General features: G+C 52.7%; 24 protein-coding genes and 1 pseudogene. 10 read left to right on the forward strand and 15 right to left on the reverse strand.

Annotation, left to right across the window (positions count from 1 at the left end):
- Positions 1-28: 28 nt before the first annotated feature.
- Entirely contained in the window at positions 29-2,518 is a 2,490-nt protein-coding gene (locus BG55_RS08690; protein ID WP_034936619.1) for a type III effector HrpK domain-containing protein, read from the reverse strand.
- A gap of 314 nt (positions 2,519-2,832) precedes the next feature.
- A complete protein-coding gene (locus BG55_RS22810) occupies positions 2,833-2,985 on the reverse strand; it encodes a hypothetical protein (protein WP_160170843.1) in 153 nt (50 codons plus the stop codon).
- A 79-nt stretch (positions 2,986-3,064) separates the two neighbouring features.
- Here BG55_RS22810 and BG55_RS08695 point away from each other — a divergent pair, with 79 nt between their 5' ends.
- Positions 3,065-4,261, forward strand: coding sequence for a diguanylate phosphodiesterase (locus BG55_RS08695; RefSeq protein ID WP_034936570.1), 1,197 nt, complete (start codon positions 3,065-3,067; stop codon positions 4,259-4,261).
- Positions 4,262-4,330: 69 nt separating this feature from the next.
- Here the strand turns inward: BG55_RS08695 and BG55_RS08700 are convergent, their stop codons facing one another.
- The 8 genes from BG55_RS08700 to pdhR form a co-directional block, all read right to left on the reverse strand.
- Positions 4,331-4,585 (reverse strand): biofilm development regulator YmgB/AriR family protein, encoded by a 255-nt coding sequence (locus BG55_RS08700; RefSeq protein ID WP_034936573.1) that lies wholly within the window; start codon positions 4,583-4,585, stop codon positions 4,331-4,333.
- Between the two features lie 56 nt (positions 4,586-4,641).
- The gene (locus tag BG55_RS08705) at positions 4,642-4,917 is read right to left on the reverse strand and encodes a hypothetical protein (RefSeq protein ID WP_034936574.1); all 276 of its coding nucleotides are present in this window, start codon (positions 4,915-4,917) and stop codon (positions 4,642-4,644) included.
- Between the two features lie 61 nt (positions 4,918-4,978).
- A complete protein-coding gene (gene ycgZ / locus BG55_RS08710; protein ID WP_034936577.1) occupies positions 4,979-5,218 on the reverse strand; it encodes a regulatory protein YcgZ in 240 nt (79 codons plus the stop codon).
- A gap of 520 nt (positions 5,219-5,738) precedes the next feature.
- The gene (locus BG55_RS23215; RefSeq protein WP_235192738.1) at positions 5,739-5,906 is read right to left on the reverse strand and encodes a hypothetical protein; all 168 of its coding nucleotides are present in this window, start codon (positions 5,904-5,906) and stop codon (positions 5,739-5,741) included.
- A 388-nt stretch (positions 5,907-6,294) separates the two neighbouring features.
- Positions 6,295-7,719, reverse strand: coding sequence for a dihydrolipoyl dehydrogenase (lpdA, locus tag BG55_RS08720; protein ID WP_034936579.1), 1,425 nt, complete (start codon positions 7,717-7,719; stop codon positions 6,295-6,297).
- 187 nt (positions 7,720-7,906) lie between these two features.
- Entirely contained in the window at positions 7,907-9,787 is a 1,881-nt protein-coding gene (gene aceF / locus BG55_RS08725) for a pyruvate dehydrogenase complex dihydrolipoyllysine-residue acetyltransferase (protein WP_034936582.1), read from the reverse strand.
- A gap of 14 nt (positions 9,788-9,801) precedes the next feature.
- Positions 9,802-12,465 carry a pyruvate dehydrogenase (acetyl-transferring), homodimeric type gene (gene aceE / locus BG55_RS08730; protein ID WP_034936585.1) on the reverse strand — a complete coding sequence of 888 codons (2,664 nt, stop codon included), beginning with the start codon at positions 12,463-12,465 and terminating at the stop codon, positions 9,802-9,804.
- Between the two features lie 151 nt (positions 12,466-12,616).
- A complete protein-coding gene (pdhR, locus tag BG55_RS08735; RefSeq protein WP_034936587.1) occupies positions 12,617-13,381 on the reverse strand; it encodes a pyruvate dehydrogenase complex transcriptional repressor PdhR in 765 nt (254 codons plus the stop codon).
- Between the two features lie 360 nt (positions 13,382-13,741).
- On the opposite strand from pdhR, the pseudogene aroP reads away from it, so the two are divergent.
- Together aroP and BG55_RS08745 are read left to right on the forward strand one after the other, a co-directional pair.
- Positions 13,742-15,097, forward strand: a pseudogene (aroP, locus tag BG55_RS08740) (aromatic amino acid transporter AroP).
- A gap of 673 nt (positions 15,098-15,770) precedes the next feature.
- On the forward strand, positions 15,771-16,046 hold the full coding sequence (locus tag BG55_RS08745) for a hypothetical protein (protein WP_152542706.1): 276 nt from the start codon (positions 15,771-15,773) through the stop codon (positions 16,044-16,046).
- A gap of 158 nt (positions 16,047-16,204) precedes the next feature.
- Here the strand turns inward: BG55_RS08745 and ampE are convergent, their stop codons facing one another.
- Together ampE and ampD are read right to left on the reverse strand one after the other, a co-directional pair.
- Positions 16,205-17,059: a beta-lactamase regulator AmpE gene (gene ampE / locus BG55_RS08750; protein WP_034936589.1), complete on the reverse strand. Its 855-nt coding sequence runs from the start codon at positions 17,057-17,059 to the stop codon at positions 16,205-16,207.
- Positions 17,056-17,631 carry a 1,6-anhydro-N-acetylmuramyl-L-alanine amidase AmpD gene (gene ampD / locus BG55_RS08755; RefSeq protein ID WP_034936591.1) on the reverse strand — a complete coding sequence of 192 codons (576 nt, stop codon included), beginning with the start codon at positions 17,629-17,631 and terminating at the stop codon, positions 17,056-17,058. Before ampD ends, ampE begins: the two co-directional genes overlap by 4 nt.
- Positions 17,632-17,784: 153 nt before the next feature.
- Between ampD and nadC the strand changes: the two genes are divergently transcribed.
- From nadC to hofC, 4 genes are all read left to right on the forward strand, one after another.
- The gene (gene nadC / locus BG55_RS08760) at positions 17,785-18,675 is read left to right on the forward strand and encodes a carboxylating nicotinate-nucleotide diphosphorylase (RefSeq protein WP_034936593.1); all 891 of its coding nucleotides are present in this window, start codon (positions 17,785-17,787) and stop codon (positions 18,673-18,675) included.
- A 199-nt stretch (positions 18,676-18,874) separates the two neighbouring features.
- Positions 18,875-19,327 carry a prepilin peptidase-dependent pilin gene (ppdD, locus tag BG55_RS08765; protein WP_034936594.1) on the forward strand — a complete coding sequence of 151 codons (453 nt, stop codon included), beginning with the start codon at positions 18,875-18,877 and terminating at the stop codon, positions 19,325-19,327.
- The gene (gene gspE / locus BG55_RS08770) at positions 19,327-20,727 is read left to right on the forward strand and encodes a type II secretion system protein GspE (protein WP_034936621.1); all 1,401 of its coding nucleotides are present in this window, start codon (positions 19,327-19,329) and stop codon (positions 20,725-20,727) included. Before ppdD ends, gspE begins: the two co-directional genes overlap by 1 nt.
- Entirely contained in the window at positions 20,720-21,919 is a 1,200-nt protein-coding gene (gene hofC, locus BG55_RS08775; protein WP_034936596.1) for a protein transport protein HofC, read from the forward strand. Before gspE ends, hofC begins: the two co-directional genes overlap by 8 nt.
- A 101-nt stretch (positions 21,920-22,020) precedes the next feature.
- Here hofC and BG55_RS08780 read toward each other — a convergent pair whose 3' ends face one another.
- Complete coding sequence (locus tag BG55_RS08780; RefSeq protein ID WP_034936599.1) at positions 22,021-23,061, reverse strand: GMP reductase; 1,041 nt, start codon at positions 23,059-23,061, stop codon at positions 22,021-22,023.
- A gap of 246 nt (positions 23,062-23,307) precedes the next feature.
- Here BG55_RS08780 and coaE point away from each other — a divergent pair, with 246 nt between their 5' ends.
- The 3 genes from coaE to yacG are packed head-to-tail and all read left to right on the forward strand — an operon-like array spanning position 23,308 to position 24,884.
- Positions 23,308-23,919 (forward strand): dephospho-CoA kinase, encoded by a 612-nt coding sequence (gene coaE, locus BG55_RS08785; protein ID WP_034936601.1) that lies wholly within the window; start codon positions 23,308-23,310, stop codon positions 23,917-23,919.
- Positions 23,920-23,923: 4 nt separating this feature from the next.
- Positions 23,924-24,667, forward strand: coding sequence for a cell division protein ZapD (gene zapD / locus BG55_RS08790; protein WP_034936604.1), 744 nt, complete (start codon positions 23,924-23,926; stop codon positions 24,665-24,667).
- A gap of 10 nt (positions 24,668-24,677) precedes the next feature.
- Positions 24,678-24,884 (forward strand): DNA gyrase inhibitor YacG, encoded by a 207-nt coding sequence (gene yacG, locus BG55_RS08795; protein ID WP_034936606.1) that lies wholly within the window; start codon positions 24,678-24,680, stop codon positions 24,882-24,884.
- A gap of 36 nt (positions 24,885-24,920) precedes the next feature.
- Here yacG and mutT read toward each other — a convergent pair whose 3' ends face one another.
- Both mutT and BG55_RS08805 read right to left on the reverse strand, forming a co-directional pair.
- Positions 24,921-25,316 carry an 8-oxo-dGTP diphosphatase MutT gene (gene mutT, locus BG55_RS08800; protein ID WP_034936608.1) on the reverse strand — a complete coding sequence of 132 codons (396 nt, stop codon included), beginning with the start codon at positions 25,314-25,316 and terminating at the stop codon, positions 24,921-24,923.
- A gap of 160 nt (positions 25,317-25,476) precedes the next feature.
- A protein-coding gene (locus tag BG55_RS08805; RefSeq protein ID WP_152542550.1) for an IS3 family transposase occupies positions 25,477-26,693 on the reverse strand; the annotation gives its coding sequence in 2 pieces (ribosomal slippage) (positions 25,477-26,346 and positions 26,349-26,693; 1,215 coding nt in all).
- Positions 26,694-26,712: the final 19 nt, after the last annotated feature.

A 26,712-nucleotide genomic window follows, 5' to 3' on the forward strand; every position in this document is an offset into this window, starting at 1 on the left:
GGATCATATGTCAGATGTACCAGACATTTTAGTGCGCTTTCGGAATACCAAACTGATCCAGTACCGGATCAACGTTATGATCAAAGCGCTTCTGCTCTTTGTGCTTATTGACCGCGCTGACGATAGAACTGATGCCAAAACCAATCGCTATCGCGCCATCAACCACCCAGCCCACCGGACCGGCTGCGGCACCAATGGTGCTGGCTGCGGCCATCGCCGTGCCTTCACCAGCAACCATCCCGACCGCACGTCCGGCCGCCATACCCGCCATACGACCAAAGCTGGCGGTGGCTTCGCGCCCGGTGCTCTTCAATGCAGTATCCACGCCCAGTTTAGCCAGTTCGCTACTGCCATGAACACCGTCGTAGATCGCTTTCGCGGCCCCGGCTTTGTTGCCGCTTGCCAGCATGCTGGATACGGAGAACAGTCCGGCCACCCCGGCTGCGCTGCTCATGCCGGTTTTCATCAGCCCTTTCATGCCGGTAGCGGGACCATCTTTATTCAGCGCTTTGTCTACTGAACTCAGCATCTCTTTACCGCTCATTTTTTTCACATCGCCAGAGAGCAGGCCAGCCTGCTTCAGAGTTTTCAGCATATCAACTCCTCTCTTGCCCACCTTCAGTGAATCCATTACCGCTTCGGTATAGCCGTCCTGCTTCAGGTTCGTCACTTCCTTTGGCAGAACCGATTCATACAGCGATTTTTTCATATCGGAGAGCTGAAGGATTTGCTGGGCATCGGCATGTTTGCCCTTGATGTTGTCTTTGACGTAGCCGCCCTGAGCAATCTGTTGCTGAAAAGAGGTGTTCAGTTGCTCGCTCAGCCCCGGTTGTCTGGCCACCACCTCTTTCGCCGTCGGCACGCTGTCACCACGCAGTGAATGCTGCAAACTCAGTTCATCTGTCAGCCCCTGAAGTGCATCGCTGTAATCCGGCGCAGACTTTTTATCCTTCTGTCCCGCCTGTATGCGCTGCATGTCGTCACTGAGGGTTTTGCCTGAGGCAACTTCGCCATAACGCTGATCGAGCGCCTGACGCAGTCCCTTATCGCCGTTGATCAACGCTTTGCTCTGGGCCGGAACCGCCTTGTTCAGATAGGTATTCACCGCCGGATCTTTTTGTAGCTGATCGATCTTTTCGTTCAGTGCCTGTTCTGTTTTTGTGGTGTTGCGCAGGCTGCGCCCGGCCTGCACCGTTTTCAACGTCTGTTGCAGCTTAACCATCACCGCCGCTTTTTCTGCGCCGCTGTATTTATCAGGGTGGTCAAACACATCTTTATTCAGCCGGCTGGTGTCAACATTGGCAGTGGCATTTACCAACGCCGCCTGATTAATCAGCTGGGCAAAATCGCCCCCGTTGGTGGGTGCCTGTTTTTTAATCCAGTTATCAATATTTTTATTGCTGAAGCGACTGTCAGGACCGTGCTCGGCCAGTTTCTTTCCGGTCACGCCGCCCTGATCAAGCTCGGCAAGCAGCCCCGGCGAGGAGAAACTGCGGGCAGCCTGACGCAGGGAACCGGACAGCCCTGGATTCTGTTTCACCAGGTTGTTCAGGTCGTCAGCCGACATATCCTTACCGGCTTTACCGTTTTCCAGTCCCGCCACCCGCAATATTGGCCCGTTGGCACGCAGCATTGCCGCCTCTGCCACCATCTGGCGGGAGCCTTCATCGGCGTTCGGGTTCTTTTTCAGGTAGTCGGAAATGTCTTTATCCGCGGCATCCTGCGCTTTGTTCATCCGTGAAATAAAGCCTTTGTAATCGTCTTTGGTGACTTTGCCGTCCGGATTATCGCCATGTTTGCCTGCATCAATGGCGTTTTTCAGCGCCGGATTGGCATCGATATAGGCCTGTGCCCGCTGCGCATCAGGGCCGCCGTCCAGTACCATTTGCGCGGCGGCCATCGGACGATTGAGCTCCTTTTCCGCCTGCAAACGTTGATCGGCTGGCAGGTTAGCCACCATCGGCTCCCATTTTTTCAGTTTATCCGGGGAGGAGAGCGGTGAGTTATCAAGAAAATCTCCCGAATGGTCAGCACTGGCGACCTGACCTGAAGCCGAAGTCGTCTGCCCACTGGTGGGTGCTGCCGGCGCAGATACCGTTGAGGTCGGCTGGGCGGGTGCTGCCGCCGTGGCTGTCGGCGCTTCGTCGGTTGAACCTGCGGCGGTGGTGGTCGGCGCTGTGGCCGTGGTGCTACCCGCGACAGCACCTGCTGACGGATTCGCAGTGCTGGTTGTCTGGCTGGTTTTGCCGGGCGCAGCAGGGGTACTGCCCTGCGGCGCTTGTCTCAGAGCGGCAGGTGCTTTCGCTGCATCCCCCCGTTGTGCCACAACCGCCTGCAAAATAGAGCGGATCATCCCGGAAAGAGTTAACGCAACCGCAACATCCTGCTGCATTCCGGGCATAGCACCAAACTGGATATTCTGACCCGCTGGCGTTTTAACCGCCGTCTGCTGCGAGGTTGTTTCAGGCGAAATAAGTGAGTTCTGACTGAATGATGATGGTGTTGACGAAACGCGCATGCTGACTTCCCCCAATAAAAGGCCGTGTCGCTTACCACGGCGACAAAATTTCTTTACCTGGTTTATGTTGCCTGCTGTGAGACTGGGTTCCCGAAAAAATCTCATTCTGCCCTTTCCGGGACTTTATGCTGTGCCTGACTCGGGTTGTGGATTTAATAACCAGCCAGGCCGTTATTCATACTGGCCTGTCGCCACCCTGTTGGCATCGAGTGGCTTTACGCCAGCGTAACCTGAAGCCGGAGAGTGATAAGTGATTCTGCTGCGTGGCGGAAAAGCGTTGTCGCCTGTTGAAGAGCGGAGATGATGATTTGATATCATGCTAAGTCCGGCGAAAAGTAAAAATTCTGGCCCGCAAAGGTACACAGGGCGCAGGGTCCGCTTAGCGCCAGCAAATTGTTCAAAAAAAATAATAACTTCGCGTTAGTAACATATTGATAAATATCACCATTCACCTTTTCTTCGGCCATATTTTAATTTTCCGGCACCATGTTCTGTACGCAGATTTAATGGTACTGTGAGCGCACGCCTGAATAACCGGAACGTCAGATGCTCACCACCCTGATTTATCGCAGCCATATTTCCGATTTTGTTCCCGTCAAAACCCTGCCCGCCATGGTTGAGGCAGCCAGTTTGCTCAATGCCTCTCATGATGTGACAGGTATTTTGCTGTTTAACGGCACCCATTTTTTCCAGCTGCTTGAAGGGCCGGAGGAGGGAGTGCTGGCGATTTATCAGCGCATTTGCAACGATCCCCGCCACCATAATGTGGTTGAGTTATTGCGTGACTTTGCGCCTTCCCGACGCTTTGGCAATGCCGGCATGGCGCTGTTTGATCTGCGTGAGCATCACCCTTCATCCGTGCTTGAAGCCGTGCTGGATAAAGGAACGTCGAGATATCGCCTGACTTATGACGACCGCGCACTGAAATTCCTGCGCACCTTTGTCGAGTCGCGGGAAAAGGAAAATTATTATGAGGTGCAATCGGCGGATCTGTGGGAATTCATTGCTGAGCAGCCGGATGACGAAGCGTACCTTACGGCGTCGATCCCCAAAGAGATAGCGCTGCATCCGGTGGTCGATCCGCTTGCCAGGCAGATAACGGCGCTGACGGTCAGTGCCCTGCGGGTTGAAGAACATGGTCAAGCAGGCAATGAGCTGTATCAGGCTGATTTTGCGGCGTTGAAACAGGCGTTAGCAACAGCAGGAAAAATCTGTCCGCCCGACACCACGCTTCATGTCAGTCTGTTGCCGATGACGCTGGTGGTTATTCCTGACGCGGTACAGGCTATCGTTGCGGAGATTAAAGCCGCTGGTCTTGTTCCGGAGCAGGTGATGATTGGGGTGAGTGAAACCCGAGTCATTTCGCAGCTGGATACCTTTTCTGACGCCGTGCGCGCACTAAAGGCCGCAGGTATCAGCCTGTCACTGGATAATTTCGGCAGTGGTCCGGCGGGACTTTCACTGCTGACCCGTATCCAGCCAGACCGTATCAGCATTGACGCCAGTATTACCAGTAACGTTCATCACAGTGGCCCGAAGCAGGCGGTAGTACAGGCGATTGTCAGATGTTGTTCGGCGCTGGAAATTTCGGTGATGGTCACAGGTATCACCCGGGCAGAAGAGTGGATGTGGCTGGAAGCCACCGGGATTATTCACTTCCAGGGTGCCCTTTTCAGCGCTGATCACGCGCATTCCCTCTTAGCCGTCGCCTGGCCGGAGTATCGTGAACAGCCTGAGGCATAGTCGTACGGCCGTTACATGGTGTTCTGCATAGTGCAAGCGGGCTGCATTCGCTCGCAGAACACCCTGCGTTCAGAGATCCGGATTGCCCTGCGCGCAGCCGACTACCAGCTTCAGGCAGCTTCTGAGCAGCTCGAGATCGGCAGGATCGGTTGCGCTGTCCAGCTCACCTATCAGGTAAATGATCAGGGTTTTACTGGTAATCTTCCCTTTCTGCGCCAGCAGCATTTTAATAATTTTTCCCAGAATTTCCTTTTCTGCGGCGTACTGATCACCGGCAGCCATGATGCAGCCGTGGATTTCTGTTGTAGAGGTTATCTGTTGCATGACTGTGTATTCTCAGGAGCTGTATTTTTATAATCAGTCAGTAATCTGACAAAAGATCAATGTTTTGTGGGGGCAGAGAGGTTGGCAGACATGCCAATCACACTTTCCATCTCCATACTGATACTGCCGGAAGTACTACGTGAGGCCATCCCGGCTTTGACTTCCTCAATCGCCATCATCACTATGCGCGGATCGCTGTTACCAGCTTCCAGCATGGCCTGTAGCTTTTTGAGCAGTGAACTCCATGAAATGGCCTTATCACCAGCCAGCAATTCCATCACGGCTTCACCGATAAGGATGTCACAGAGTTTCTCGTCATCACTGTTTTTCATAACCTGTCTCTTGACGCCTTCCCGTTCGCCTGAGCGACGGGATTAAACCTGTACTGCCGGATTACTTACGGAAAAGCAAATTAAACAGCTCGTGATAATGACGCTCTTCTTCCGGTCCTGATGCCAGTTCAAAGCGTTTAAGCAGCTTACAGCAGATGGCTTTACGGTTAAGATTTTGACCTGCACGCAAAATCTCAACAACAATCGAACCCAACGTTTCCTGCTGTGAAGGCAATGAGACCTTACTGAAGTAAGCGGCAATATCGCTGGCAGAGCTTGGAATACTGGTCGTCTGGCGCATAAATAGTTCCGGTTGTTTATAAAGTGATCGGTTGGTGTGAGATAAAGTTATACAAAACAGATTATTTTGTACAGGAATTTCTAAAATTAATCACGTCAGTTATCTTATTTATATTATTTTTATTATATTTCAGATAGTTAAATGAATTTAAAAATGGGAGACTTGTTGGAAAAAGTGATACAAACATCCTCTTGCATCGGTTTTCATTGAAGAAGAGTCTGGCCAGACACCAGTATGCCATGGTGTGATCAGTGAGGGCACGGACTGTGCCCATCACCGAAAGTAAAAGGTAGTAGATGAGGATAGTAAGTACTGCCCGCAGCCGAATGGTCAGCGAAATAGCCTGATTTCCAGGCTCTTAATGATTTATGTCACTTTTGGAAATAAGATAGCTGTTCACTTCGCTAAGTGAACATTCCTCATTTGATGCATCACTTTCAGTGATCACCTGCCAGCTATTACCCTTTGTATCGTGAAAAATAAACCGATAGATCTGTGTATATGTATCGTTATTTTTTTCTCAGATGCCGGACGTTTTACTTTCGTCAAGGCGGATTATCCCGACAACACCCGTATTTTTTAACCAGACTTCAGCCATATTCATCGGCCAGGAATGACAGTCAGGTATTTTTGCCATTGAGAAAAATGGAATAAAAAAGAGGATTAAAGCTAAGCTTTTTATTTTCATCTGATCACCTCAACTTAGCGATCGCCGCTGCTCCATATGGACTGCCTGATGTTAAGCGGCATAATTATGCAACCATTTGATGCCATACTTGGATGTCTTGCGCTTTCACCATGAATCAGAAAGCCAGCCCTGCCATACATAATATTTCGAAGAGTGGGTTGCAACGACCCGTCCATTTCGACTTAACTTTCCTGAGCTTTGTTGATATATCCAGGGCATATTTCATCCTTAAATACGCATATATAAAAATCCCGGAGACAGGCTACGCCGATTTTATAACCTGTGAAACAGATTTCTACAGATAGCAGGCAATAAAAAACTGCACCTTAATTTGTTGGTCAGCCAACATTTAAGATGCAGTTTCGTTTAAGTACTCTTATTGCTTAATTTACTTTTTCTTCGCTTTTGCGTTTGGCAGGTCGGTGATACTGCCTTCAAAGATTTCTGCCGCCAGACCGACGGATTCGTGCAGCGTCGGGTGCGCATGGATGGTCAGCGCGATATCTTCAGCATCACAACCCATCTCGATGGCCAGGCCAATTTCACCCAGCAGCTCGCCACCATTGGTGCCAACAATCGCACCACCAATCACCCGGTGAGACTCTTTGTCGAAAATCAGCTTGGTCATGCCGTCAGCACAATCGGAAGCGATAGCACGGCCTGATGCCGCCCACGGGAAGGTGGCCGTCTCGTAACTGATGCCCTTCTCTTTCGCTTCTTTCTCGGTCAGACCAACCCATGCCACTTCCGGCTCGGTGTAAGCAATAGATGGAATGACTTTCGGATCGAAGTAGTGTTTTTTACCGGAAATGACTTCAGCGGCAACGTGGCCTTCATGCACGCCTTTGTGTGCCAGCATCGGTTGGCCGACGATATCGCCAATAGCAAAAATGTGCGGTACGTTGGTACGCATCTGTTTGTCGACACGGATAAAACCACGGTCATCGACTTCCACGCCCGCTTTGCCCGCATCCAGACCTTTACCATTTGGCACGCGACCAATCGCCACCAGCACCGCATCATAACGCTGAGGCTCAGTTGGCGCTTTTTTGCCTTCCATGCTGACATAGATACCGTCTTCTTTTGCTTCAACGGCGGTCACTTTGGTTTCCAGCATCAGGTTGAACTGCTTACTGATGCGTTTGGTGAACACTTTCACCACGTCTTTGTCGGCAGCCGGGATAACCTGGTCAAACATTTCGACCACATCAATCTCCGATCCCAGCGCATGATAAACGGTGCCCATTTCCAGACCGATAATACCACCGCCCATTACCAGCAGGCGCTCCGGCACTTCTTTCAGCTCCAGCGCATCAGTGGAGTCCCAGACGCGGGGATCGTCATGCGGGATAAAGGGCAGCTGAATCGGACGGGAACCGGCTGCAATAATCGCATTGTCGAAGTTGATGGTAGTGGCACCGTTCTCACCTTCCACCACCAGGGTGTTGGCTCCGGTAAATTTACCCAGGCCTGTGACGACTTTCACTTTGCGGCCCTTCGCCATTCCCGCCAGACCGCCGGTCAGCTGGGTGATAACTTTTTCTTTCCAGCTACGAATTTTGGTGATGTCGGTCTGCGGCTTACCAAACACGATGCCGTGTTCTTCCAGCGCTTTAGCCTCTTCAATCACTTTTGCCACGTGCAACAGTGCTTTGGAAGGGATACAGCCTACGTTCAGACAAACCCCACCCAGGGTGCTGAAACGCTCAACGATGACGGTCTCAAGACCTAAATCAGCAGCGCGGAAGGCTGCGGAATAGCCTGCGGGACCTGCCCCAAGTACCACGACCTGAGTTTTAATTTCAGTACTCATCATGACCTCTTAGTTAACTGGGGGATGCCCCTCCCCCGGTTCGTATTCAGGGCAAGAGTTTACAGAATTGTTAACAGACTGCAAACAGCCTGGTTGCCCTGATTACCCGTATCCTGATCCATATCAGATTAACGTCGCCGCTAAAGCCAATATGCGAGAAGGCCGGCATAAGCCGGCCTTGTTGCTGTTACATCACCAGACGGCGGATATCCGCCATGATGGTGGCAATATACGCCGCGAAACGCGCACCCGCCGCGCCATCAATCACCCGATGGTCAAAGGAGAGTGACAGCGGCAGCATCAGGCGAGGAACAAACTCTTTACCGTTCCACACCGGCTCCATCGCCGATTTGGAGACGCCAAGAATTGCCACTTCCGGTGCGTTAACGATAGGCGTAAACGACGTCCCGCCAATACCGCCCAGGCTGGAGATAGTGAAACAGCCACCCTGCATATCGCCAGCGGTCAGTTTGCCATCACGCGCTTTCTTCGAAATCACCGCCAGTTCGTTGGACAGCTCAACAATGCCTTTCTTGTTGACGTCTTTGAACACCGGAACCACCAGACCGTTTGGCGTATCGACTGCCACGCCAATGTTGATGTATTTCTTCAGCGTCAGCTTCTGGCCATCTTCAGACAGAGAGCTGTTAAAGCGTGGGAACTCTTCCAGCGCTTTGGCCGCCGCCTTCATGATGAACACCAGCGGGGTGATTTTCAGATCCTGCTTCTTCTTCGCCGCTTCGTCATTCTGCTGCTTACGGAAAGCTTCAACGTCAGTGATATCGGCTTTATCGTGCTGGGTAACATGTGGGATCACCACCCAGTTACGGCTGAGGTTGGCACCAGAAATTTTCTGGATGCGCCCCATTTCAACTTCTTCAATTTCACCAAACTTGCTGAAGTCAACTTTCGGCCACGGCAGCATGCCTGGCAGACCGCCGCCGCTTGCCGCTGCGGGCGCAGTCTCTGCGCGTTTTACCGCATCTTTAACATAGGCCTGAACGTCTTCTTTCAGGATACGACCTTTACGGCCGGTGCCTTTCACCTTCGCCAGGTTGACGCCAAATTCGCGGGCCAGACGGCGGATAACCGGGGTGGCATGGACGTAAGCGTCGTTCTCAGCGAACTCGCCTTTTGCTTCCGCTTTCGCCGGAGCAGCCTTCGCTTCCTGTTTCGGTGCAGGGGCAGGTGCCGCTTCTTTCTTCCCGGCTGGTGCTGCTGCCGGCGCCGCGCCTTCCACCTCGAAGACCATAATCAGCGAGCCGGTGCTGACTTTGTCGCCGGTAGCAATTTTGATCTCTTTTACCGTACCGGCAAAGGGTGCCGGCACTTCCATTGACGCCTTGTCACCTTCAACGGTGATCAGCGACTGCTCAGCAGCCACTTTATCGCCCACTTTCACCATCACTTCGGTGACTTCGACTTCGTCGCCGCCGATATCCGGCACCTGAACCTCTTTCACGCCGCTGGCCGCTGCCGGTGCAGCTTCTTCTTTCGCTTCCGGCGCAGCTTCTGGAGCCGACGAGGAACCTGCCGTTTCGAAGATCATAATCAGCGAACCGGTGCTGACTTTGTCGCCGGTGGCGATTTTGATCTCTTTCACTTTACCGGCGAATGGCGCAGGCACTTCCATTGAGGCTTTGTCGCCTTCCACGGTGATCAGTGACTGCTCGGCTTCGACGGTGTCGCCGGGTTTAACCAGGATCTCCGTGACTTCCACTTCGTCACCGCCGATGTCCGGCACGTTAACTTCTTTACTCTCTGCTTTGCCCGCCGCAGCCGGTTTCGCTTCTTCTTTTTTCTCTTCGGCTTTAGCCGGTGCCGCAGCGGCACCGTCAGCAGATTCAAAAATCATAATCAGTGAGCCGGTTTCCACTTTGTCACCGGTCGCGATTTTGATCTCTTTAACCACACCAGCTTCTGGCGAAGGGACTTCCATTGAAGCCTTGTCGCCTTCCACGGTGATCAGTGACTGTTCCGCTTCAATCTTGTCGCCGACCTTGACCAGGATTTCGGTGACTTCCACTTCGTCTGCACCGATATCCGGTACCTTGATTTCGATAGCCATTAATCTCTTACCTCTTATGCCAGACGCGGGTTGACTTTATCGGCATCGATATTGAATTTGGTGATGGCTTCCGCAACCACTTTTTTATCGATCTCACCACGTTTAGCCAGTTCACCCAGCGCCGCAACCACTACGTAAGATGCATCCACTTCAAAGTGGTGACGCAGGTTTTCACGGCTGTCCGAACGACCAAAACCATCCGTGCCCAGCACGCGGTACTCGCTGGCTGGCATGAAGGTACGGATCTGCTCGGCAAACAGTTTCATATAGTCGGTTGACGCCACGGCCGGTGCATCGCTCATCACCTGAGCAACGTATGGCACACGCGGTGCTTCTGTCGGGTGCAGCATGTTCCAGCGCTCACAGTCCTGACCATCACGGGCCAGTTCGGTGAAAGAGGTCACGCTGTAGACATCAGAGCCGACACCGTAGTCTTTCGCCAGGATCTGCGCCGCATCACGGACATGACGCAGGATGGAACCTGAGCCCAGCAGCTGTACTTTGCCTTTGCTGCCTTCAACCGTTTCCAGCTTGTAGATACCCTTTCGGATACCCTCTTCCGCACCCTGCGGCATCGCAGGCATGTGGTAGTTTTCGTTCAGCGTGGTGATGTAGTAGTAGATGTTTTCCTGTGCTTCACCGTACATCCGCACCAGACCATCATGCATGATCACCGCCACTTCATAAGCGTAAGCCGGATCGTAAGAGATGCAGTTAGGAATAGTCAGCGACTGAATGTGGCTGTGACCATCTTCGTGCTGCAAGCCTTCACCGTTCAGCGTGGTACGTCCGGAGGTGCCGCCAACCAGGAAGCCGCGCGCCTGCTGGTCGCCTGCCGCCCAGCAGAGATCGCCAATACGCTGGAATCCGAACATCGAATAGTAGATGTAGAACGGGATCATCGGCAGATTGTTGGTGCTGTAAGACGTCGCCGCCGCCAGCCAGGATGCGCCCGCACCCAGCTCGTTAATCCCTTCCTGAAGGATCTGGCCTTTCTCGTCTTCTTTGTAGTAAGCCACCTGCTCACGGTCCTGCGGGGTGTACTGCTGGCCGTTCGGGCTGTAGATACCAATCTGACGGAACAGACCTTCCATACCAAAGGTACGCGCTTCGTCAGCGATGATCGGCACCAGGCGATCTTTGATCGACGGGTTCTTCAGCATCACGTTCAGTGCACGCACAAAGGCGATAGTGGTGGAGATCTCTTTGTTCTGTTCATCCAGCAGCTGACGGAAATCTTCCAGCGCTGGCATCTCTAACTTCTCGCTGAAGTTGGGCTGGCGGGTTGGCAGGTAGCCACCCAGCTTCTCGCGCTGGCCGTGCAGGTATTTGTACTCTTCGGACTCTTTTTCAAAAGTCACATAAGGCAGGTTTTCAATGTCGGCATCCTCTACCGGCACGTTGAAACGATCACGGATATAGCGCACGCCATCCATGTTCATTTTCTTCACCTGGTGAGCAATGTTTTTACCTTCTGCGGTGTCGCCCATACCATAACCTTTGATGGTATGCGCCAGAATCACCACCGGCTTACCTTTGGTGTCCTGGGCTTTTTTCAGCGCCGCGTAGATCTTCTTCGGATCGTGACCGCCACGGTTCAGCGCCCAAATCTCGTCGTCGGACATATCTTTCACCAGCGCAGCGGTTTCCGGATATTTACCAAAGAAGTGCTCACGCACATAAGCACCATCGCGTGATTTAAAGGTCTGATAGTCGCCGTCAACGGTTTCGTTCATCAGCTGGACAAGCTTGCCGCTGGTATCTTTACGCAACAGCTCATCCCAGCGAGCGCCCCAGATCACCTTAATCACTTCCCAACCCGCGCCACCGAAGATGCCTTCGAGTTCGTTGATGATTTTACCGTTGCCGGTTACAGGTCCATCCAGACGTTGCAGGTTGCAGTTGATAATGAAGACCAGGTTATCCAGTTTTTCACGGGTGGCGATAGTGATCGCCCCTTTGGATTCCGGTTCGTCCATTTCACCGTCGCCGAGGAAGGCATAAACGGTCTGCTGTGAGGTATCTTTCAGACCACGGTGTTCCAGATATTTCAGGAATTTTGCCTGATAGATGGCACCCAACGGACCGAGTCCCATAGAAACGGTCGGGAACTGCCAGAATTCAGGCATCAGTTTAGGATGCGGGTAAGAAGACAGCCCTTTGCCGTGAACTTCCTGACGGAAGTTGTTCATCTGCTCTTCAGTCAGACGCCCTTCCAGGAAGGCACGCGCATACACACCTGGCGAGATGTGGCCCTGGAAGTAAACCAGATCGCCACCGTCTTTTTCGCTACGTGCGCGGAAGAAGTGGTTAAAACAGACTTCATAAACGGTTGCAGAAGACTGGAAGGAGGACATGTGGCCACCCAGTTCCAGGTCTTTTTTGGAGGCCCGCAACACGGTCATAATCGCGTTCCAGCGGATCGCAGAGCGAATGCGGCGTTCCAGTGAAGTATTGCCCGGATAGTCCGGCTCATCTTCAACGGCAATGGTGTTGATGTAGTTGCCAGCTCCAGTGCCTGCCGCTACTTTCACGCCACCTTTGCGTGCTTCGCTCAACACCTGGTCAATCAGGAACTGCGCACGCTCAACACCTTCTTCACGGATGACCGATTCGATCGCCTGTAGCCAGTCGCGGGTTTCGATCGGATCCACGTCATTATGTAGACGTTCTGACATGGGGGGATTCCTTATCTGTGTCTGATTCATTGAATTATCTGGAGCCTGTCTCTCTGGACTCTGCGTTGCAAAGCTCAGGGAGACAGGCCCATCGTTATACCCAACCTGCTGACGTGAATGACCTCAGTGGCGATTGGGCCAGGTTGCCGCGTTATTCCTCACGTTGTTGTAAACGCCGTAAGGAGCGCTCTCTGCGGCTCTGCTCCCGACTTCTGTCGAGCAGTATTTCCTCAATAAACGCCAGGTGACGGTGTGAGGCTTCGCGCGCCTGTTCAGGTTCGCGTGCCACTATCGCCTCAAAAATACTGGCGCGGTGACCGCTCACTTTCGCCAGCATTTCGCGGCGCGAGTAGAGCAATTCAAAATTCTGACGGACGTTTCTCTCAAGCATCGGTCCCATTGAACGGAGCAGATGCAGCAGCACCACATTATGCGCCGCTTCTGTGACAGCAATCTGATACTGCATTACCGCATCGGCTTCTGCGTCGAGATCGCCACTGTCCTGTGCCGCCTGAATCTGCACGTGGCAATGACGAATGCGTTCGATATCCTCTTCTGTACCGCGCAATGCCGCATAGTAAGCAGCCACGCCTTCCAGCGCATGGCGCGTTTCCAGCAGATCGAACTGAGTTTCAGGATGACAGGCCAGCAGCTCCACCAGCGGATCGCTGACGCTCTGCCACAAACTTTTCTGCACAAAGGTGCCGCCGCCCTGACGGCGCAGCAGCAGACCTTTAGCTTCCAGACGCTGAATGGCTTCACGCAGCGAAGGGCGGGAAACATCAAACTGTTTAGCCAGTTCACGCTCAGGGAGTAACTTTTCACCCGGACGCAGCGTCCCTTCCATAATCAGGGACTCAAGCTGTTGCTCGATGGCGTCGGATAGCTTTGGTTGGCGGATTTTGCTGTAGGCCATCATCCCTTCTTTATAAATGCGGATGCCTGAGTTAATTGGTAATACCAATTACATAAAGGTGCCCGTAAACTAACAAAGTATTCACCTCATGTCTATATGGCTGGCGGCCAAAAGTGAACGCCTGTCTCGTTTTATTGCCTTAACCACGATGGCTGCACGCTGTTTTTTTCACCACTTCCACGCACAAAAATAGAAAGCGAGTGCATTGCGCAGCGCTTATCACTATTCTGGATGAGAAGGTAGTATCACCCACTTTTTCTCGCCCTTATTACTGTACATATTTCGGTACAGCCAGGGATTACAGCGCCTGGCTAAGGCGTATCCTGAGTTAAAACAATAACGAAACCATGGGGTTTAGATATGGAACAACAGCACGGCGAAACGCTGAAGCGCGGGCTTAAAAACCGCCATATTCAGCTGATCGCATTAGGGGGTGCCGTCGGTACCGGCCTGTTTCTGGGAATTGCTGACACCATTAAAATGGCCGGTCCATCGGTTCTTCTGGGCTACGCTATCGGCGGTTTTATCGCTTTTATGATTATGCGCCAGCTGGGTGAAATGGTGGTTGAGGAGCCGGTGGCCGGTTCGTTCAGTCACTTTGCCTATAAATACTGGGGCAATTTTGCCGGGTTTGCCTCCGGCTGGAACTACTGGATCCTCTATGTGCTGGTGGCGATGGCGGAACTGACCGCCGTAGGCAAGTATATCCAGTACTGGTATCCGGAAATTCCTACCTGGGTGTCGGCGGCGGTCTTTTTTCTGCTGATTAACGCCATCAATCTCACCAACGTAAAAGTCTACGGTGAGATGGAATTCTGGTTCGCTATTATCAAGGTTGTCGCCGTAATCGGCATGATCGTTTTTGGCGCCTGGCTGTTGTTTGGTGGTCATGCCGGTCCTGATGCCAGCGTGTCTAACCTCTGGAACAAGGGTGGATTTTTCCCGAACGGCGTCTCAGGCATGGTGATGGCGCTGGCAGTGATCATGTTTTCCTTTGGTGGTCTTGAACTGGTCGGTATTACCGCTGCCGAAACGGATAATCCGGAAAAAAGCATTCCTAAAGCCACTAATCAGGTGCTGTTTCGTATTCTGATTTTCTATATTGGCTCTCTGACTATCCTGCTGTCGCTTTACCCCTGGACTAAAGTGATCGGCGGAGCCAGCCCGTTTGTGATGATTTTCCACGACCTTGGCGACAGCCTGGTGGCGAATGCGCTGAATGTGGTGATCCTGACCGCGGCCCTCTCGGTTTATAACAGCTGCGTTTACTGCAACAGCCGGATGTTATTCGGTCTGGCGCAGCAGGGTAACGGCCCGAAATCGCTGATGAAAGTTGACCGTCGTGGCGTGCCGGTGGTGGCCATTGGCGTTTCTGCGGCGGCAACCGCCATCTGCGTACTGATCAACTATCTGATGCCGGGTGAAGCCTTTGGCCTGCTGATGGCGCTGGTGGTTTCGGCGCTGGTGATTAACTGGGCGATGATCAGCCTGGCTCACCTGAAATTCCGTCGTAAGAAAGATCAGCAGGGCGTGCAGACACGTTTTAAAGCACTGTTTTATCCTGCCGGTAACTGGATTTGCCTGCTGTTCCTCGCGGCAATTCTGGTGATTATGGCCATGACGCCAGGTATGGCAATCTCCGTCTAGCTGATCCCGGTCTGGCTGGTGATTCTGGCCGTTGGCTACGCGATTAAAAATCAGACGCAAAAGGCATGATGCACCAGGCCGTGTCTCTGGCAGCCAGCTGACGGCACGTTATCGCAGTTGGCCTGATGTATAAAAGTGGATCCGTAATGTTATTTCAAATTACGGATCCTCTCCGGCAGTTCTGTGTTGAACGATTCTTTCCGATTCACCTCAGTCACCACTTTCACTTCCCCCACAACGTTTGAACGCAGGCTTGTTTATCTGCTGTGATTATTTTATTTAACCGTCCGCCAGCATTAATCATGCAGAAATAGCCGATTTAACTTTCATCAAAAAAGGTTTTTTTAATGATCGCAACAGCCAGAAAAAACATCACCTTTAATTTTCAAGACAAAATGCTATTACCTGGCTTAATAATCAGGAAATATTAAAGCCTCTCAGTAATCCTGCTGACGATGAAGATGCATATCTGTTACCCCTGACGGGCCTGCGATACCTGGCTGGCAATATGTCATAAATCGCAGAAAGCACCCACAGCGGCATGACATATAATACATCACTAATCCTTTTAATAAAAAAACCTGAAAATTCCAGTTAATGATAAATATTTAAAACAATCTGATTCTGTTAGTTTGATTTGCCACAATAAAAAGAAAAATTAAAAAATAAATGAATTGCGAAAATTCAAAAATCCATTCTAAGATCGCCGCGCTCACTTTGAGCATTAATAAGGAAATTAATAATGAGAGAACTCTCCATACAGGAAGTCGAAATGGTCAGCGGTTCAGGTGTCATTCGTGATACCACCAACTGGGTTGGCGGAGTCGCAGGTGATTTTATTGCCAGATCTATAGGCAGTCTGGTCACTATTCCGGTGATTTCCACCATAGTTTCAGGCATTGCAGGCCCTGTCGGTAAACAAATTGGTTCACTGATTGGGGATGCCGTTGGCGCGCTGATTGAAACCATTTTCGGCATAACAGACAGCAGCACAGACAGTAGTGAAACGGCAGCCTGACAGGGTTGTCGATAAACAAAGGAGTATCCTGCCTGCTGGCGGGATACTCCCTCAGGTTGAGAGGTCAGACCAACCACCACAGCAGTTGACGCTCGCAGCATCTTTGCCATATCAGAACATTTGCTGTCCGGCAAATAACCAGCCTGAAAGGCGAAATCTCAGACCAGAGTACCGTAAATCGTCAGCAGCGCTACCACCACCACCACTACCAGCGAAACCTTCTTTGCCAGCGTTACCGCAACCTGCGGGGTGACGACCTTATCGCTGTGCGGATCGCGGGCCAGAGAGAACTGCGCCAGCGTGGTCAACACCTGATACTGCGGGGTGTGCCTGTCACCGAGCGAGGCGAACCAGGCAGGAAGCGCACGCTCACCGTGCCCAAGTAAGGCGTAGGCCACCCCGACCAGACGAACCGGCAGCCAGTCGATAATATGAAGCAGCGCATCCACGCCGGACTGTGAACGCTGTAATGGAGTGTGATGACGTGCCAGCCAGCTCTGCCATGCACGCAGAAAAGCATAGCCCACCAGCAGCACCGGGCCCCAGCTCCCTCCCACCACAAACCAGAACAGCGGCGCGAGATAAAACCGGTAGTTAATCCACAGCAGTGCATTTTGTAACTCACGCAGATATTCACGTTCGTCACACTCTACTGGCAGACCGTGGATTAGCGTCAGTTCCTCTGCCATCGCCGTGTGGGCGGCGATGTCATTATGACTGGCCGCTTTAAGATAGGCGTGGTAATGCAACCTGACAGAACCCGCACCGATACATAACAACCCCACCATAATCCAGAAAATCAGCATCGGCAGACCAAAAAACAGCCCTCGCAATGCCAGCAGGCAAAGCGCGGTTATTGCCATCATCAGTAACAACATAGTGATGGTGTGCATCAGGGAAAAGCGTTTACCTCTGCGAAAAAAACCCGACAAATGGTGATCCAGCTGCCAGTGCTCTCCCATTTTGAACAGGCGTTCCCAACCTAATACCAGTAACAAACTAAAAAGTGTCATGCCTGTTGCTCCTGCGGTGAACCGTCCCCAGTCTCGTCCAGCGCCGACCGCAATCGAACCCAGTCGAATGCCGGGCCGGGATCGGTTTTCCTGCCCGGCGCAATATCACTGTGTCCGGTAATATTCCCGACAGGAAGCGGATAGTGCCGGGCCAGCAGGCGAGCTATCTTTTCCAGCGTCTGATACTGCGCATCGGTGTAGGGCAAGGTATCCGTACCTTCCAGTTCGATACCAATGGAGAAATCATTACAGGCTTCGCGTCCCTGATAACAGGAGACCCCGGCATGCCATGCCCGCAGGTGAAAAGGGACATACTGGATAATTTCACCGTCGCGACGAATCAGACAATGTGCGGAAACGCGCAGATGGGCGATCCTGGCAAAATAGGGATCGGCAGCGGGATCGAGAGTGCCGGTAAACAGGGCATCAATCCACGGGCCGCCAAACTCGCCCGGCGGCAGGCTGATATTGTGAATAACCAGCAGCGAGGGCATTTCATTTTCTGGTCGTTCGTTAAAGTGCGGGGATGGAACCTGCTTAACACCGGTTATCCAGCCTGATTGCAGCTGCATGCTCTGCTCTCCTTTGGGAAATATTTTTCAGAGTAGCATGATTCGTTGTTTCGCAAAGCAGATTGCATAAGCGCTGAACAGCGCTGGCTGGCAAGCGGCAGGTAAACAGGCTAGCATAGCCGCACTCTCTATCCGACCTTTCGGAGTTTGATTATGACAACCCGTCGCTACGATCCGGACAGCCGCAGGAGCGCTCTGCTCAGACGCATCGAGGATGATATCCCGCCCGGCGTGGCCCAGGCCCTGCGTGAAGATTTAGGTGGCGAAGTAAACCCGGCCAATGATATCACCGCCAGTCTGCTACCCGCCGATACCTCTTCTCATGCCGTGGTTATTACCCGTGAACCGGGCATTTTTTGTGGTAAACGTTGGGTGGAAGAGGTGTTCATCCAGTTGGGAAACAAAACCCGGATCGGCTGGCACGTTGACGATGGCGACGACATTGTGGCCGGGCAAACATTGTTTGAGGTCAGTGGCCCGGCCGCGCTGATCCTGACTGCGGAACGCACGGCTCTTAACTTCGTGCAGACACTTTCTGGCGTGGCGACCGAGGTCAGTCGCTACGTGGCCCTTTTACAGGGAACAGGCACCCAACTGCTGGATACCCGCAAAACCCTGCCGGGACTGCGCACTGCGCTAAAGTATGCCGTGATGTGCGGCGGCGGTGGCAACCATCGCCTGGGTTTGTCCGATGCTTATCTGATCAAAGAAAACCATATCATCGCCACCGGTTCGATCCGCCAGGCGGTAGAAAAAGCCAACTGGCAGCATCCGGATGTACCTGTAGAGGTGGAGGTGGAGTCACTGGATGAACTGGAACAGGCCATTGCAGCAGGAGCGGATATCATCATGCTGGATAATTTCAGCGTTGAGCAAATGCGCGAAGCCGTTAAGCTGACCGCCGGTCGGGCGCTGCTGGAGGTTTCCGGCAATGTTACCGATCACACTCTGCGTATCTTTGCCGAAACGGGTCTCGACTACATCTCTGTTGGCGCACTGACCAAACATGTTCGAGCTCTTGATCTGTCGATGCGTTTTCGCTGAATCCTCAACGCCATCAGTCTGCTGATGGCGTGCTGCCATTTTCTCTGCGCTTTTTGCGACCTTCGCTGCATCACCTCTGCACCCTTATGCAACGGGCTGAATATCTTTCGCGTCGTGCCGGAAAACGGTTTTTAGCTGCTGGCACCGGCCGGTTTCCGGCGATACCTTGCCAGGCTCTTAATCAGCAAGGAGCTAAGCCATGAAGATGCAGCAAGGATTTACCCTGATTGAACTGATGATTGTCATTGCCATTATTGCCATCCTCAGTGCTATCGGGCTCCCCGCTTATCAGAACTACCTGCAAAAAGCCGCGCTGACAGACGTGTTACAGACAGCCATGCCGTTCAAAACCGCCGTGGAAATTTGTGCGATTGAACTGGGCAGCACCAGCAACTGCACCGCTGGCAGCAATGGGGTCCCAACAGGGAAAGCCTCCCGTTACGTCTCATCAGTGGCAACACAGGCAGGGAGCATAACGCTGGTCGGCCAGCAAAGTCTGAGCGGACTGACGGTTAATCTGAAGCCCGTGTGGGATCAGGCAGAAGGCATGATTAGCTGGCAGCGAAACTGTAACAGCTCTCAGTCCACGCTTAAGGCGGCCTGTGAAGCCGTGTTCCGCTTTGATGATGATGCCGGTGGAGAAACATTATGATTTCCGAGGCTTCGCGACGAGCAGTTGGCAACATTTGCCAGCAGAACCAGGCGGTGATGCTGGAATTCACCCCGCAGCGACTGAGCATCGCTACCGTGGTTCCCCTCAGTCCGGAGGCAATGACGGCGCTGCGTTTTGCCGCCCATGGCAACATTCATGTCCAGTACTGGCCCCCGGCACGGCTTGAGCAATTTCGTCAGCAGCAAAATGCCACTATCAATGGACAGACTGAAGCGGCAATAAACAGCAAAGAAACGGTGACAGAACGCATTGATGACCTGCTGTTTCTGGCAATTCAGCAACGTGCCTCTGATATTCATATTGAACCCCAGGCGGATGGTCTGCGGATCCGCTTCAGAGTGGATGGCGTGTTACAGCCCGTCCCCACCTTAAACACGGATAACAGCTCCGCCCTGTTGGCGCGGCTGAAAATCCTCGCCAGTCTTGATATCACCGAGCGACGAATGCCGCAGGATGGACAGTTCATGCTGACGCTGAAAGGAAAATCGGCGTCGTTCCGGCTGTCAACAATACCGGTGCACGCGGGCGAAAAAGCCGTTATCCGGCTGTTGCAGAATGAGATGCAGTCTGTAGCGCTGGAAAACCTCGGGATGTCGCGGCGATCGCTCAGGCGTTTTCGTCATGCGCTCGCTCAGCCACAGGGGCTGATCCTGGTCACCGGACCAACCGGTAGCGGGAAAACCTTTACGCTTTACAGCGGACTCAGTTCGCTGAATCAACCTGGCCGAAATGTTTGCAGCGTGGAAGATCCCATTGAGATCCCACTTGCCGGCATCAATCAAACTCAGATCCAGCCAAAAACAGGGCTGGATTTCAACCGGGTGCTGCGTGCACTGCTGCGTCAGGACCCTGACGTCATTATGATTGGTGAAATCCGTGACGGTGAGACGGCCGAAATAGCCATTAAAGCCGCACAAACGGGCCATCTGGTCCTGTCCACGCTGCATACCAACTCCCCCGTTGAAACCATCACCCGGCTTGGACAGATTGGTATTCCCGGTTATTTGCTGGCTTCAGCGTTGAAACTGGTGATTGCACAGCGTCTGGTACGCCGCCTTTGCCCCCACTGTCGCGAACCTGCGGAAACTCTCGCCCATTTTCCACAAAGCCTGTGGCCTGGCACGGTGCAAAACTGGCGTGCGGTTGGTTGTTCACGCTGCTACTCCGGCTATTACGGGCGTCTGGCGCTGTTTGAGCTACTTACCATTACGGCTCCTTTGCAAAATGCTATTGCCGCAGGATGTTCCCAGGAAAAACTGTTTCTGCTTATACGGCAACAGGGGACCAATACGCTTTTTGTCGAAGGTCTGCACGCTGTCAATCGTGGTGATACCACTCTTGCTGAACTGAATCGTATTGCAGGGAGTGAAGATGGCTGACCTGATGCTGTTCCGCTGGCAGGGGACAGGCGAAGATGGCAGGTTACTCCAGGGTGGGTTTTTCTGCCGTCACCGCCAGGAAGCAATGGAGAAACTGGTGGCGCAGCAGGTGGTTCCCCTGAAACTGACTGGCGGTCGTCGCTACCGTTCCAGCGACTGGCGATGGCAGGATAAAATCCGTTTCTTCCGGCAAATGGCTGTATTACTCAGGGCCGGTATGTCTCTCTCTGCCTGTCTGAAAATGGCCAGCGATGGCCACAGTGATACGGCCTGGCAGGCTTTGCTCGACCACCTTCGGCAACGCATCAGCGATGGAATACCTTTTTCCGCTGCGTTGTCGGAATGGCCCGGCATTTTTCCTGCACTTTTTCCTGCTCTGATGCAGGTAGGTGAACTGACCGGGCGTCTGGATGAGTGTTGTATACAGCTGGCGCAGCAGCAGGAGCGGCAGCAGCAGTTGCATAAAAAAGTGACAAAGGCATTGCGCTATCCGCTGATGGTAGTGGCACTTGCCCTGCTGGTGAGTACAGGAATGCTGGTGTTTGTTCTGCCAGAATTTGTGGCGGTCTATCATACGTTTGATGCTCCCCTGCCCTGGTTCACGGCGGCGGTGATCTCCTTGTCAGAATCTCTGGAACACCATGCTGCGCTCCTGTTGCCGGCAGCCTTAATTTTTTATACAGCCGGTCGCTGGCAATACCGGCGCTCACCTGACTGGCAGCAAAAATGCCAGCTAATCGTGCTGAAACTACCCCTTGCCGGAGAATTAGTTCGTGGAGGGCAGCTCAGCAGAGTATTTACGACGCTGGCACTGACACAGCAGGCTGGACTGACGCTATTGCAAAGTTTACAGGCGGTTGAGAAAACGCTGCATCAGAAGCTGTGGCAAAAAGCAGTAGCTGAGCTGCAAGAGCATATCTCTGCGGGCTATCCTCTCTGTCAGGCGCTGGCAGGACACCGTTTGTTTCCCCCGCTCTGCTATCAGTTGATCAAAACAGGCGAGGAAGCAGGTTCACTGGATATGATGTTGTCCAGGCTGGGAGAACTTTATGAAAACACCACCCACGATCTGGCGGATAGCCTGGCCGCTGCACTGGAACCGGTGATGATGGTGGTGACGGGCATTATCGTTGGTACGCTGGTGGTGGCAATGTATCTGCCCATTTTCAATCTGGGTAACGCGCTGGGATGAAAACTGCCGCACCAGGCAGCAGAAAAAATCTCGTCAGTGCTGACTCGGCACCGTGTTAAAGGCCCACTCAGCATGATACAAAGTGGGCGAATGGCAGATATCTAACGGTTGAACACCTGATTTTCCTGCTCTGCAACCCGTATAAAAGTGGTTCGTTTGGTCAGTTCTTTCAGACGCTCGGCCCCGACATAAGTACAGGCTGAACGCAGGCCGCCCAGAATATCTCTGGCAGTATGCTCCACCGGGCCTCTTAGCGGCAGCTTAACGGTTTTGCCTTCTGCTGCACGATATTCCGCGACGCCGCCGACATGACGCTTCATCGCCGATTCAGAACTCATGCCATAAAACAGCATAAACTGTTCGCCGTTTTCTTCGACCACACTACCTTCACACTCATCGTGGGCCGCCAGCATACCGCCAAGCATGACAAAATCAGCGCCTCCGCCAAATGCTTTAGCCACATCTCCGGGTACCGAACAGCCGCCGTCACTAACGATCTGCCCGCCCAACCCATGCGCGGCGTCAGCACATTCAATCACCGCAGAAAGCTGGGGATACCCCACGCCGGTTTTTACTCGGGTGGTACAGACCGATCCGGGACCAATACCCACTTTGACAATATCAGCACCGGAAAGGATAAGTTCTTCGACCATCTCGCCAGTGACCACATTACCAGCACAGATAGTCTTTCCCGGACAGGCTTCACGAGCTCGCTTAAGAAAGCTGACGAAATGCTCGGAATAGCCATTGGCCACGTCGATACAGATAAAATTCAACATTGGCGACAATGCGAGGATCTGCTGTAGCTTGATAAAATCTGCATCAGAGGTTCCGGTAGACACCATCACATGTTTCAGTACAGCCGCAGGAACACGGCCGATAAATGCCTGCCACTGAGCCACGCTGTAATGCTTATGAACAGCGGTCAGCAGATCAAATGACGCCAACGCTTCTGCCATGCTGAATGTGCCAACGGTGTCCATATTCGCGGCAATAATCGGTACACCTGACCAGTCAAGACCGGAATGTTTGAAGGTAAACCGGCGTGCCAGTTCAACCTGTGAGCGGCTTTGTAGCGTAGAGCGCTTTGGCCGAATCAGAACATCTTTAAAGCCTAACTTAATATCTTCTTCAATACGCATAAATCCCTTCCTGGTTGATGGCGTAAATCTTAAGATTGGGCGCTGCTGCCAGCAGCCGTGACGCTATCATACGCGGTAAAAACAGCCCGACAAGACTGCGAAAACAGGTTTATTTACGCTACAATTCTTCAGGTTTATCTGACACTCACTGATATGAATAAAGCCTCATTTTTATCGTTGCCTCAGGCCGTTCGCTGGCGGTAAAACATGAGGATTTTCATTGCAAAATCATATGATAAGAGGGCTATGCATTATATTGTGGCGTTAACTGGCGGAATAGGCAGTGGAAAGTCCACTATTGCCCATGCTTTTGCCAGGCGAGGCATAGATATCGTTGATGCCGATCTGATTGCCCGTCAGGTTGTGGAACCCGGACAACCTGCTCTTGCCGCGATTGCTGCTAAGTTTGGCGCTCATCTGTTACAACAGGATGGCACACTGGACCGTGCAGCATTGCGGCAACGTATTTTTACCTGTCCGGCTGATAAAACCTGGCTGAACGCCCTGTTGCACCCGCTGATCCAGGCCGAGACTCGCCGTCAGCTGGCACTGACTCAATCCGAATGGTGTTTGTGGGTCGTGCCGTTGTTAGTAGAAAATAACTTGCAGCATCTGGCAAACAGGGTGCTGGTTGTGGATGTTGATCGCGATACTCAGCTGGCGCGCACCATCAACCGCGACGGTATCAGCCGCGCACAGGCTGAACATATTCTGGCTGCACAGGCAACGCGTGAACAGCGACTTGCCGTGGCCGACGACATCATTGATAACAGCGGCCTGCCTGATGACACAGCCGCACACGTTGCTCTGTTGGACCAGCGCTATCGCCAGCTTTCCAGAGCAACAGACCAGGACTAACAGCATGAGCATAAGCGTTTTATTTGAGCATCCCCTGAATGAAAAAATGCGCACCTGGCTGCGAATTGAGTTTTTGATCAATCAGTTAGATCAGAGCAGGCACATAACTGATTCTCTCAGCGCGCTGACTTTTTTTCGCAACACGGCAGAGCTGTTAGATGTGTTTGAACGTGGTGAGCTTCGCACCGAAATTGTTAAAGAACTGGACAGGCAGCAACAAAAACTGCGCTTGTGGTCCGAAGTACCCGGAGTGGACAGGGAACTTATTACAAGCCTGGGTAAGGATCTGAACGCCTGCGCCACTGTGCTGATGGCCGCTCCACGTATGGGTCAGTTGCTGCGTGAAGATCGCCTGATTGCGCTGGTACGTCAGCGCCTGAGCATCCCCGGAGGCTGCTGTAGTTTTGACTTACCCACATTGCATATCTGGCTGCACATTGCGCAGGAGGTCCGGGACGCACAGGTTAACCTGTGGATGGATTCGCTGGCCCCCATTGGTGACTCGTTGAAGTTAATCCTTAATCTGATTCGACAGTCCGGTGAGTTCCACCTCCAGACCAGCCTGAATGGCTTCTTCCAGGATAACGCCGAAGGAGCGGACTTACTACGCCTGCAACTGGCGCTTGACGACTCGCTTTATCCTCAGGTTTCAGGTCATAAGAGCCGCTATGCTATTCGTTTTTTGCCACTCGACAGCGAACGTGGCGTGGTCCCGGCCCGTCTCGATTTTCAACTCGCCTGCTGCTAAGGTTTTGCCGATGAATGAAGAAGTGACGATAGTTAACTGCCCAACCTGTTCAACCAGAGTAATCTGGGACGAACTGAGCCCATTTCGACCTTTTTGCAGCAAACGTTGCCAGCTGATTGACCTTGGGGAATGGGCAAACGAAGAGAAGCGGATAGCCAGCGAAAGCGAGCATTCAGAGAGCGATGACTGGAGCGAACAGCTCAGGCTGAATGATTGATTCACGCCCGCTCTGTTTCAGCAGCGAGCGGGGGTATTAACGCGCCTCTTTTATCAGTCGGGCAACAATCGGTATGTTAGCAGGTGGGAATTCAGCAGCGACTAAATCTCGTTGTGCCACCCAACGCTGAGGTTGCCCCTCGCGTCCCCAGGGTTCTCCCTGCCACTCTTCCACGATAAAAAAGTGCAATGTGACCTGAAGTTGACTGTCTGCATGTTCTGAGCGGTCCCAGGCAACAGCACTCACCACCTCAATCCCTGTCTCCTCGTGCAGTTCACGTTTTAGTGCCTGCTCTGGTGTTTCACCCGCTTCGATTTTTCCGCCAGGGAATTCCCACATGTTGCCCATATGAGAGCTTGCAGAACGTTTAGCCAGAAAGATGTTCTGATCTTTATCACGAATTATGCCCACGGCTACTTGCAGATGCTTCATTTACTTCTCTCTCTGAGTACAACAGACCATGTCACTATTCCAGCGTTACAGCCGGATAACAAGCCAGAATTATCCTTTGCCAGCAGATGTAAAACATAACGCTTCGGAACCTGCTGTTATGCTGGTGACTAGTCCTGGCATAGGTTGACACTTTACGCCCTCAAAACGCCTGATGTACTGCATCTGGCGTTTTATATTTCAGCGACAGATGCGGTCGCTGGCTATTGTAGATTCTTACCGACTCCGCCACCATTATTTCTGCCTGAACGATGTCTGCCGGGCGCGTTATCAGCAGCTCGTTTTTCAGTATTCCGTTGACCCTCTCCGCAATGGCGTTCTGATAACAGTCATACCCATCCGTCATTGAGCAGATTAGCCCGTGTCTTTCATGCACCGACTGGTACATCGCTGAGCAGTACTGTATGCCGCGATCGGAGTGATGGATCAGCGGTGTCCTGCCATGCCGGTTTTTCAGTGCCATCTGTAGCGCCTTCACCACGTGCTCTGTATGAAGACTTTCATGCACATGGTAACCCACTATTTTCCGTGAGAATGCGTCGGTTACCAGGCTCACGTAAGCCGTGCCGGTTCTGACCGGAAGCCAGGTAATGTCCGCCACCCAAACCTGCTCCGGGCCGGAGATGACGGTCCGCCCCGGCCCGTCTTTCAGCAGGTTTGGATGCTTATAAAAGCGATGATGGCTGTGGGTTGTTTTATGATAAGCCCTGGCCGGACGTACCCGCAGCCCGGCCTCCCGGAGTACGGTAAACAGGCTGTCCCGCCCGATATGCAGTTCAGGTGCATCCCGACAGTTAAGGATATGGTGCAGCTTGCGCGTGCCCAGGCGCGGTTGCTGCATCCTGAGGTTTTTCACTTCCTCAGTAATGCGGCAGGCCTGCTCTGACTTACGTTGCACGCGCTGACACCCCTGATACCAGGCCTGACGGCTTATTTTTAAAAACCGGCAGACCCTGACGATGGTCAGTCCGGGTGTTTTTGCCTGCGCGATAACGAAGCTAACTGCTTTTTTGTCAGCGTGGCACCGAACTCAGTGTTCATGACCTTCACGACGGCCTCAAAGAACTGCGCCTTCACTTCGGATTCAGCCAGCTGCTGCTCAAGCTCTTTGATTCGTTGTTCAGGCGTAAGGGGAAGGGATTTTTTCATGAGTCCTCCACGTGCGCTGCGCTGCTTTGAAGAGTGCCAGTCCAGCTGGCCATATTTACGCAGCCACTTCAGAACGGTGGAGCACCCCTGGATACCGTAGCGCTCCTGAGCCTGACGATAAGTCATCTCACCTTTTTCAACCTGCTCAACGACGGCCAGTTTAAAGGACAGAGAGTAGTCGCGTTGTGTACGTTTAACATATTGCTTCATCACATTCTCCTCAGAATCG

This window comes from Erwinia mallotivora, assembly GCF_000590885.1.
Taxonomy (GTDB): domain Bacteria; phylum Pseudomonadota; class Gammaproteobacteria; order Enterobacterales; family Enterobacteriaceae; genus Erwinia; species Erwinia mallotivora.

Coding starts and splice junctions, on each gene's coding strand:
- BG55_RS08690 (WP_034936619.1), bottom strand. CDS start 2,518: ATGCGCGTTTCGTCAACACCATCATCATTCAGTCAGAACTCACTTATT.
- BG55_RS22810 (WP_160170843.1), bottom strand. CDS start 2,985: ATGGCCGAAGAAAAGGTGAATGGTGATATTTATCAATATGTTACTAAC.
- BG55_RS08695 (WP_034936570.1), top strand. CDS start 3,065: ATGCTCACCACCCTGATTTATCGCAGCCATATTTCCGATTTTGTTCCC.
- BG55_RS08700 (WP_034936573.1), bottom strand. CDS start 4,585: ATGCAACAGATAACCTCTACAACAGAAATCCACGGCTGCATCATGGCT.
- BG55_RS08705 (WP_034936574.1), bottom strand. CDS start 4,917: ATGAAAAACAGTGATGACGAGAAACTCTGTGACATCCTTATCGGTGAA.
- ycgZ (WP_034936577.1), bottom strand. CDS start 5,218: ATGCGCCAGACGACCAGTATTCCAAGCTCTGCCAGCGATATTGCCGCT.
- BG55_RS23215 (WP_235192738.1), bottom strand. CDS start 5,906: ATGAAAATAAAAAGCTTAGCTTTAATCCTCTTTTTTATTCCATTTTTC.
- lpdA (WP_034936579.1), bottom strand. CDS start 7,719: ATGAGTACTGAAATTAAAACTCAGGTCGTGGTACTTGGGGCAGGTCCC.
- aceF (WP_034936582.1), bottom strand. CDS start 9,787: ATGGCTATCGAAATCAAGGTACCGGATATCGGTGCAGACGAAGTGGAA.
- aceE (WP_034936585.1), bottom strand. CDS start 12,465: ATGTCAGAACGTCTACATAATGACGTGGATCCGATCGAAACCCGCGAC.
- pdhR (WP_034936587.1), bottom strand. CDS start 13,381: ATGGCCTACAGCAAAATCCGCCAACCAAAGCTATCCGACGCCATCGAG.
- BG55_RS08745 (WP_152542706.1), top strand. CDS start 15,771: ATGAGAGAACTCTCCATACAGGAAGTCGAAATGGTCAGCGGTTCAGGT.
- ampE (WP_034936589.1), bottom strand. CDS start 17,059: ATGACACTTTTTAGTTTGTTACTGGTATTAGGTTGGGAACGCCTGTTC.
- ampD (WP_034936591.1), bottom strand. CDS start 17,631: ATGCAGCTGCAATCAGGCTGGATAACCGGTGTTAAGCAGGTTCCATCC.
- nadC (WP_034936593.1), top strand. CDS start 17,785: ATGACAACCCGTCGCTACGATCCGGACAGCCGCAGGAGCGCTCTGCTC.
- ppdD (WP_034936594.1), top strand. CDS start 18,875: ATGAAGATGCAGCAAGGATTTACCCTGATTGAACTGATGATTGTCATT.
- hofC (WP_034936596.1), top strand. CDS start 20,720: ATGGCTGACCTGATGCTGTTCCGCTGGCAGGGGACAGGCGAAGATGGC.
- BG55_RS08780 (WP_034936599.1), bottom strand. CDS start 23,061: ATGCGTATTGAAGAAGATATTAAGTTAGGCTTTAAAGATGTTCTGATT.
- coaE (WP_034936601.1), top strand. CDS start 23,308: ATGCATTATATTGTGGCGTTAACTGGCGGAATAGGCAGTGGAAAGTCC.
- zapD (WP_034936604.1), top strand. CDS start 23,924: ATGAGCATAAGCGTTTTATTTGAGCATCCCCTGAATGAAAAAATGCGC.
- yacG (WP_034936606.1), top strand. CDS start 24,678: ATGAATGAAGAAGTGACGATAGTTAACTGCCCAACCTGTTCAACCAGA.
- mutT (WP_034936608.1), bottom strand. CDS start 25,316: ATGAAGCATCTGCAAGTAGCCGTGGGCATAATTCGTGATAAAGATCAG.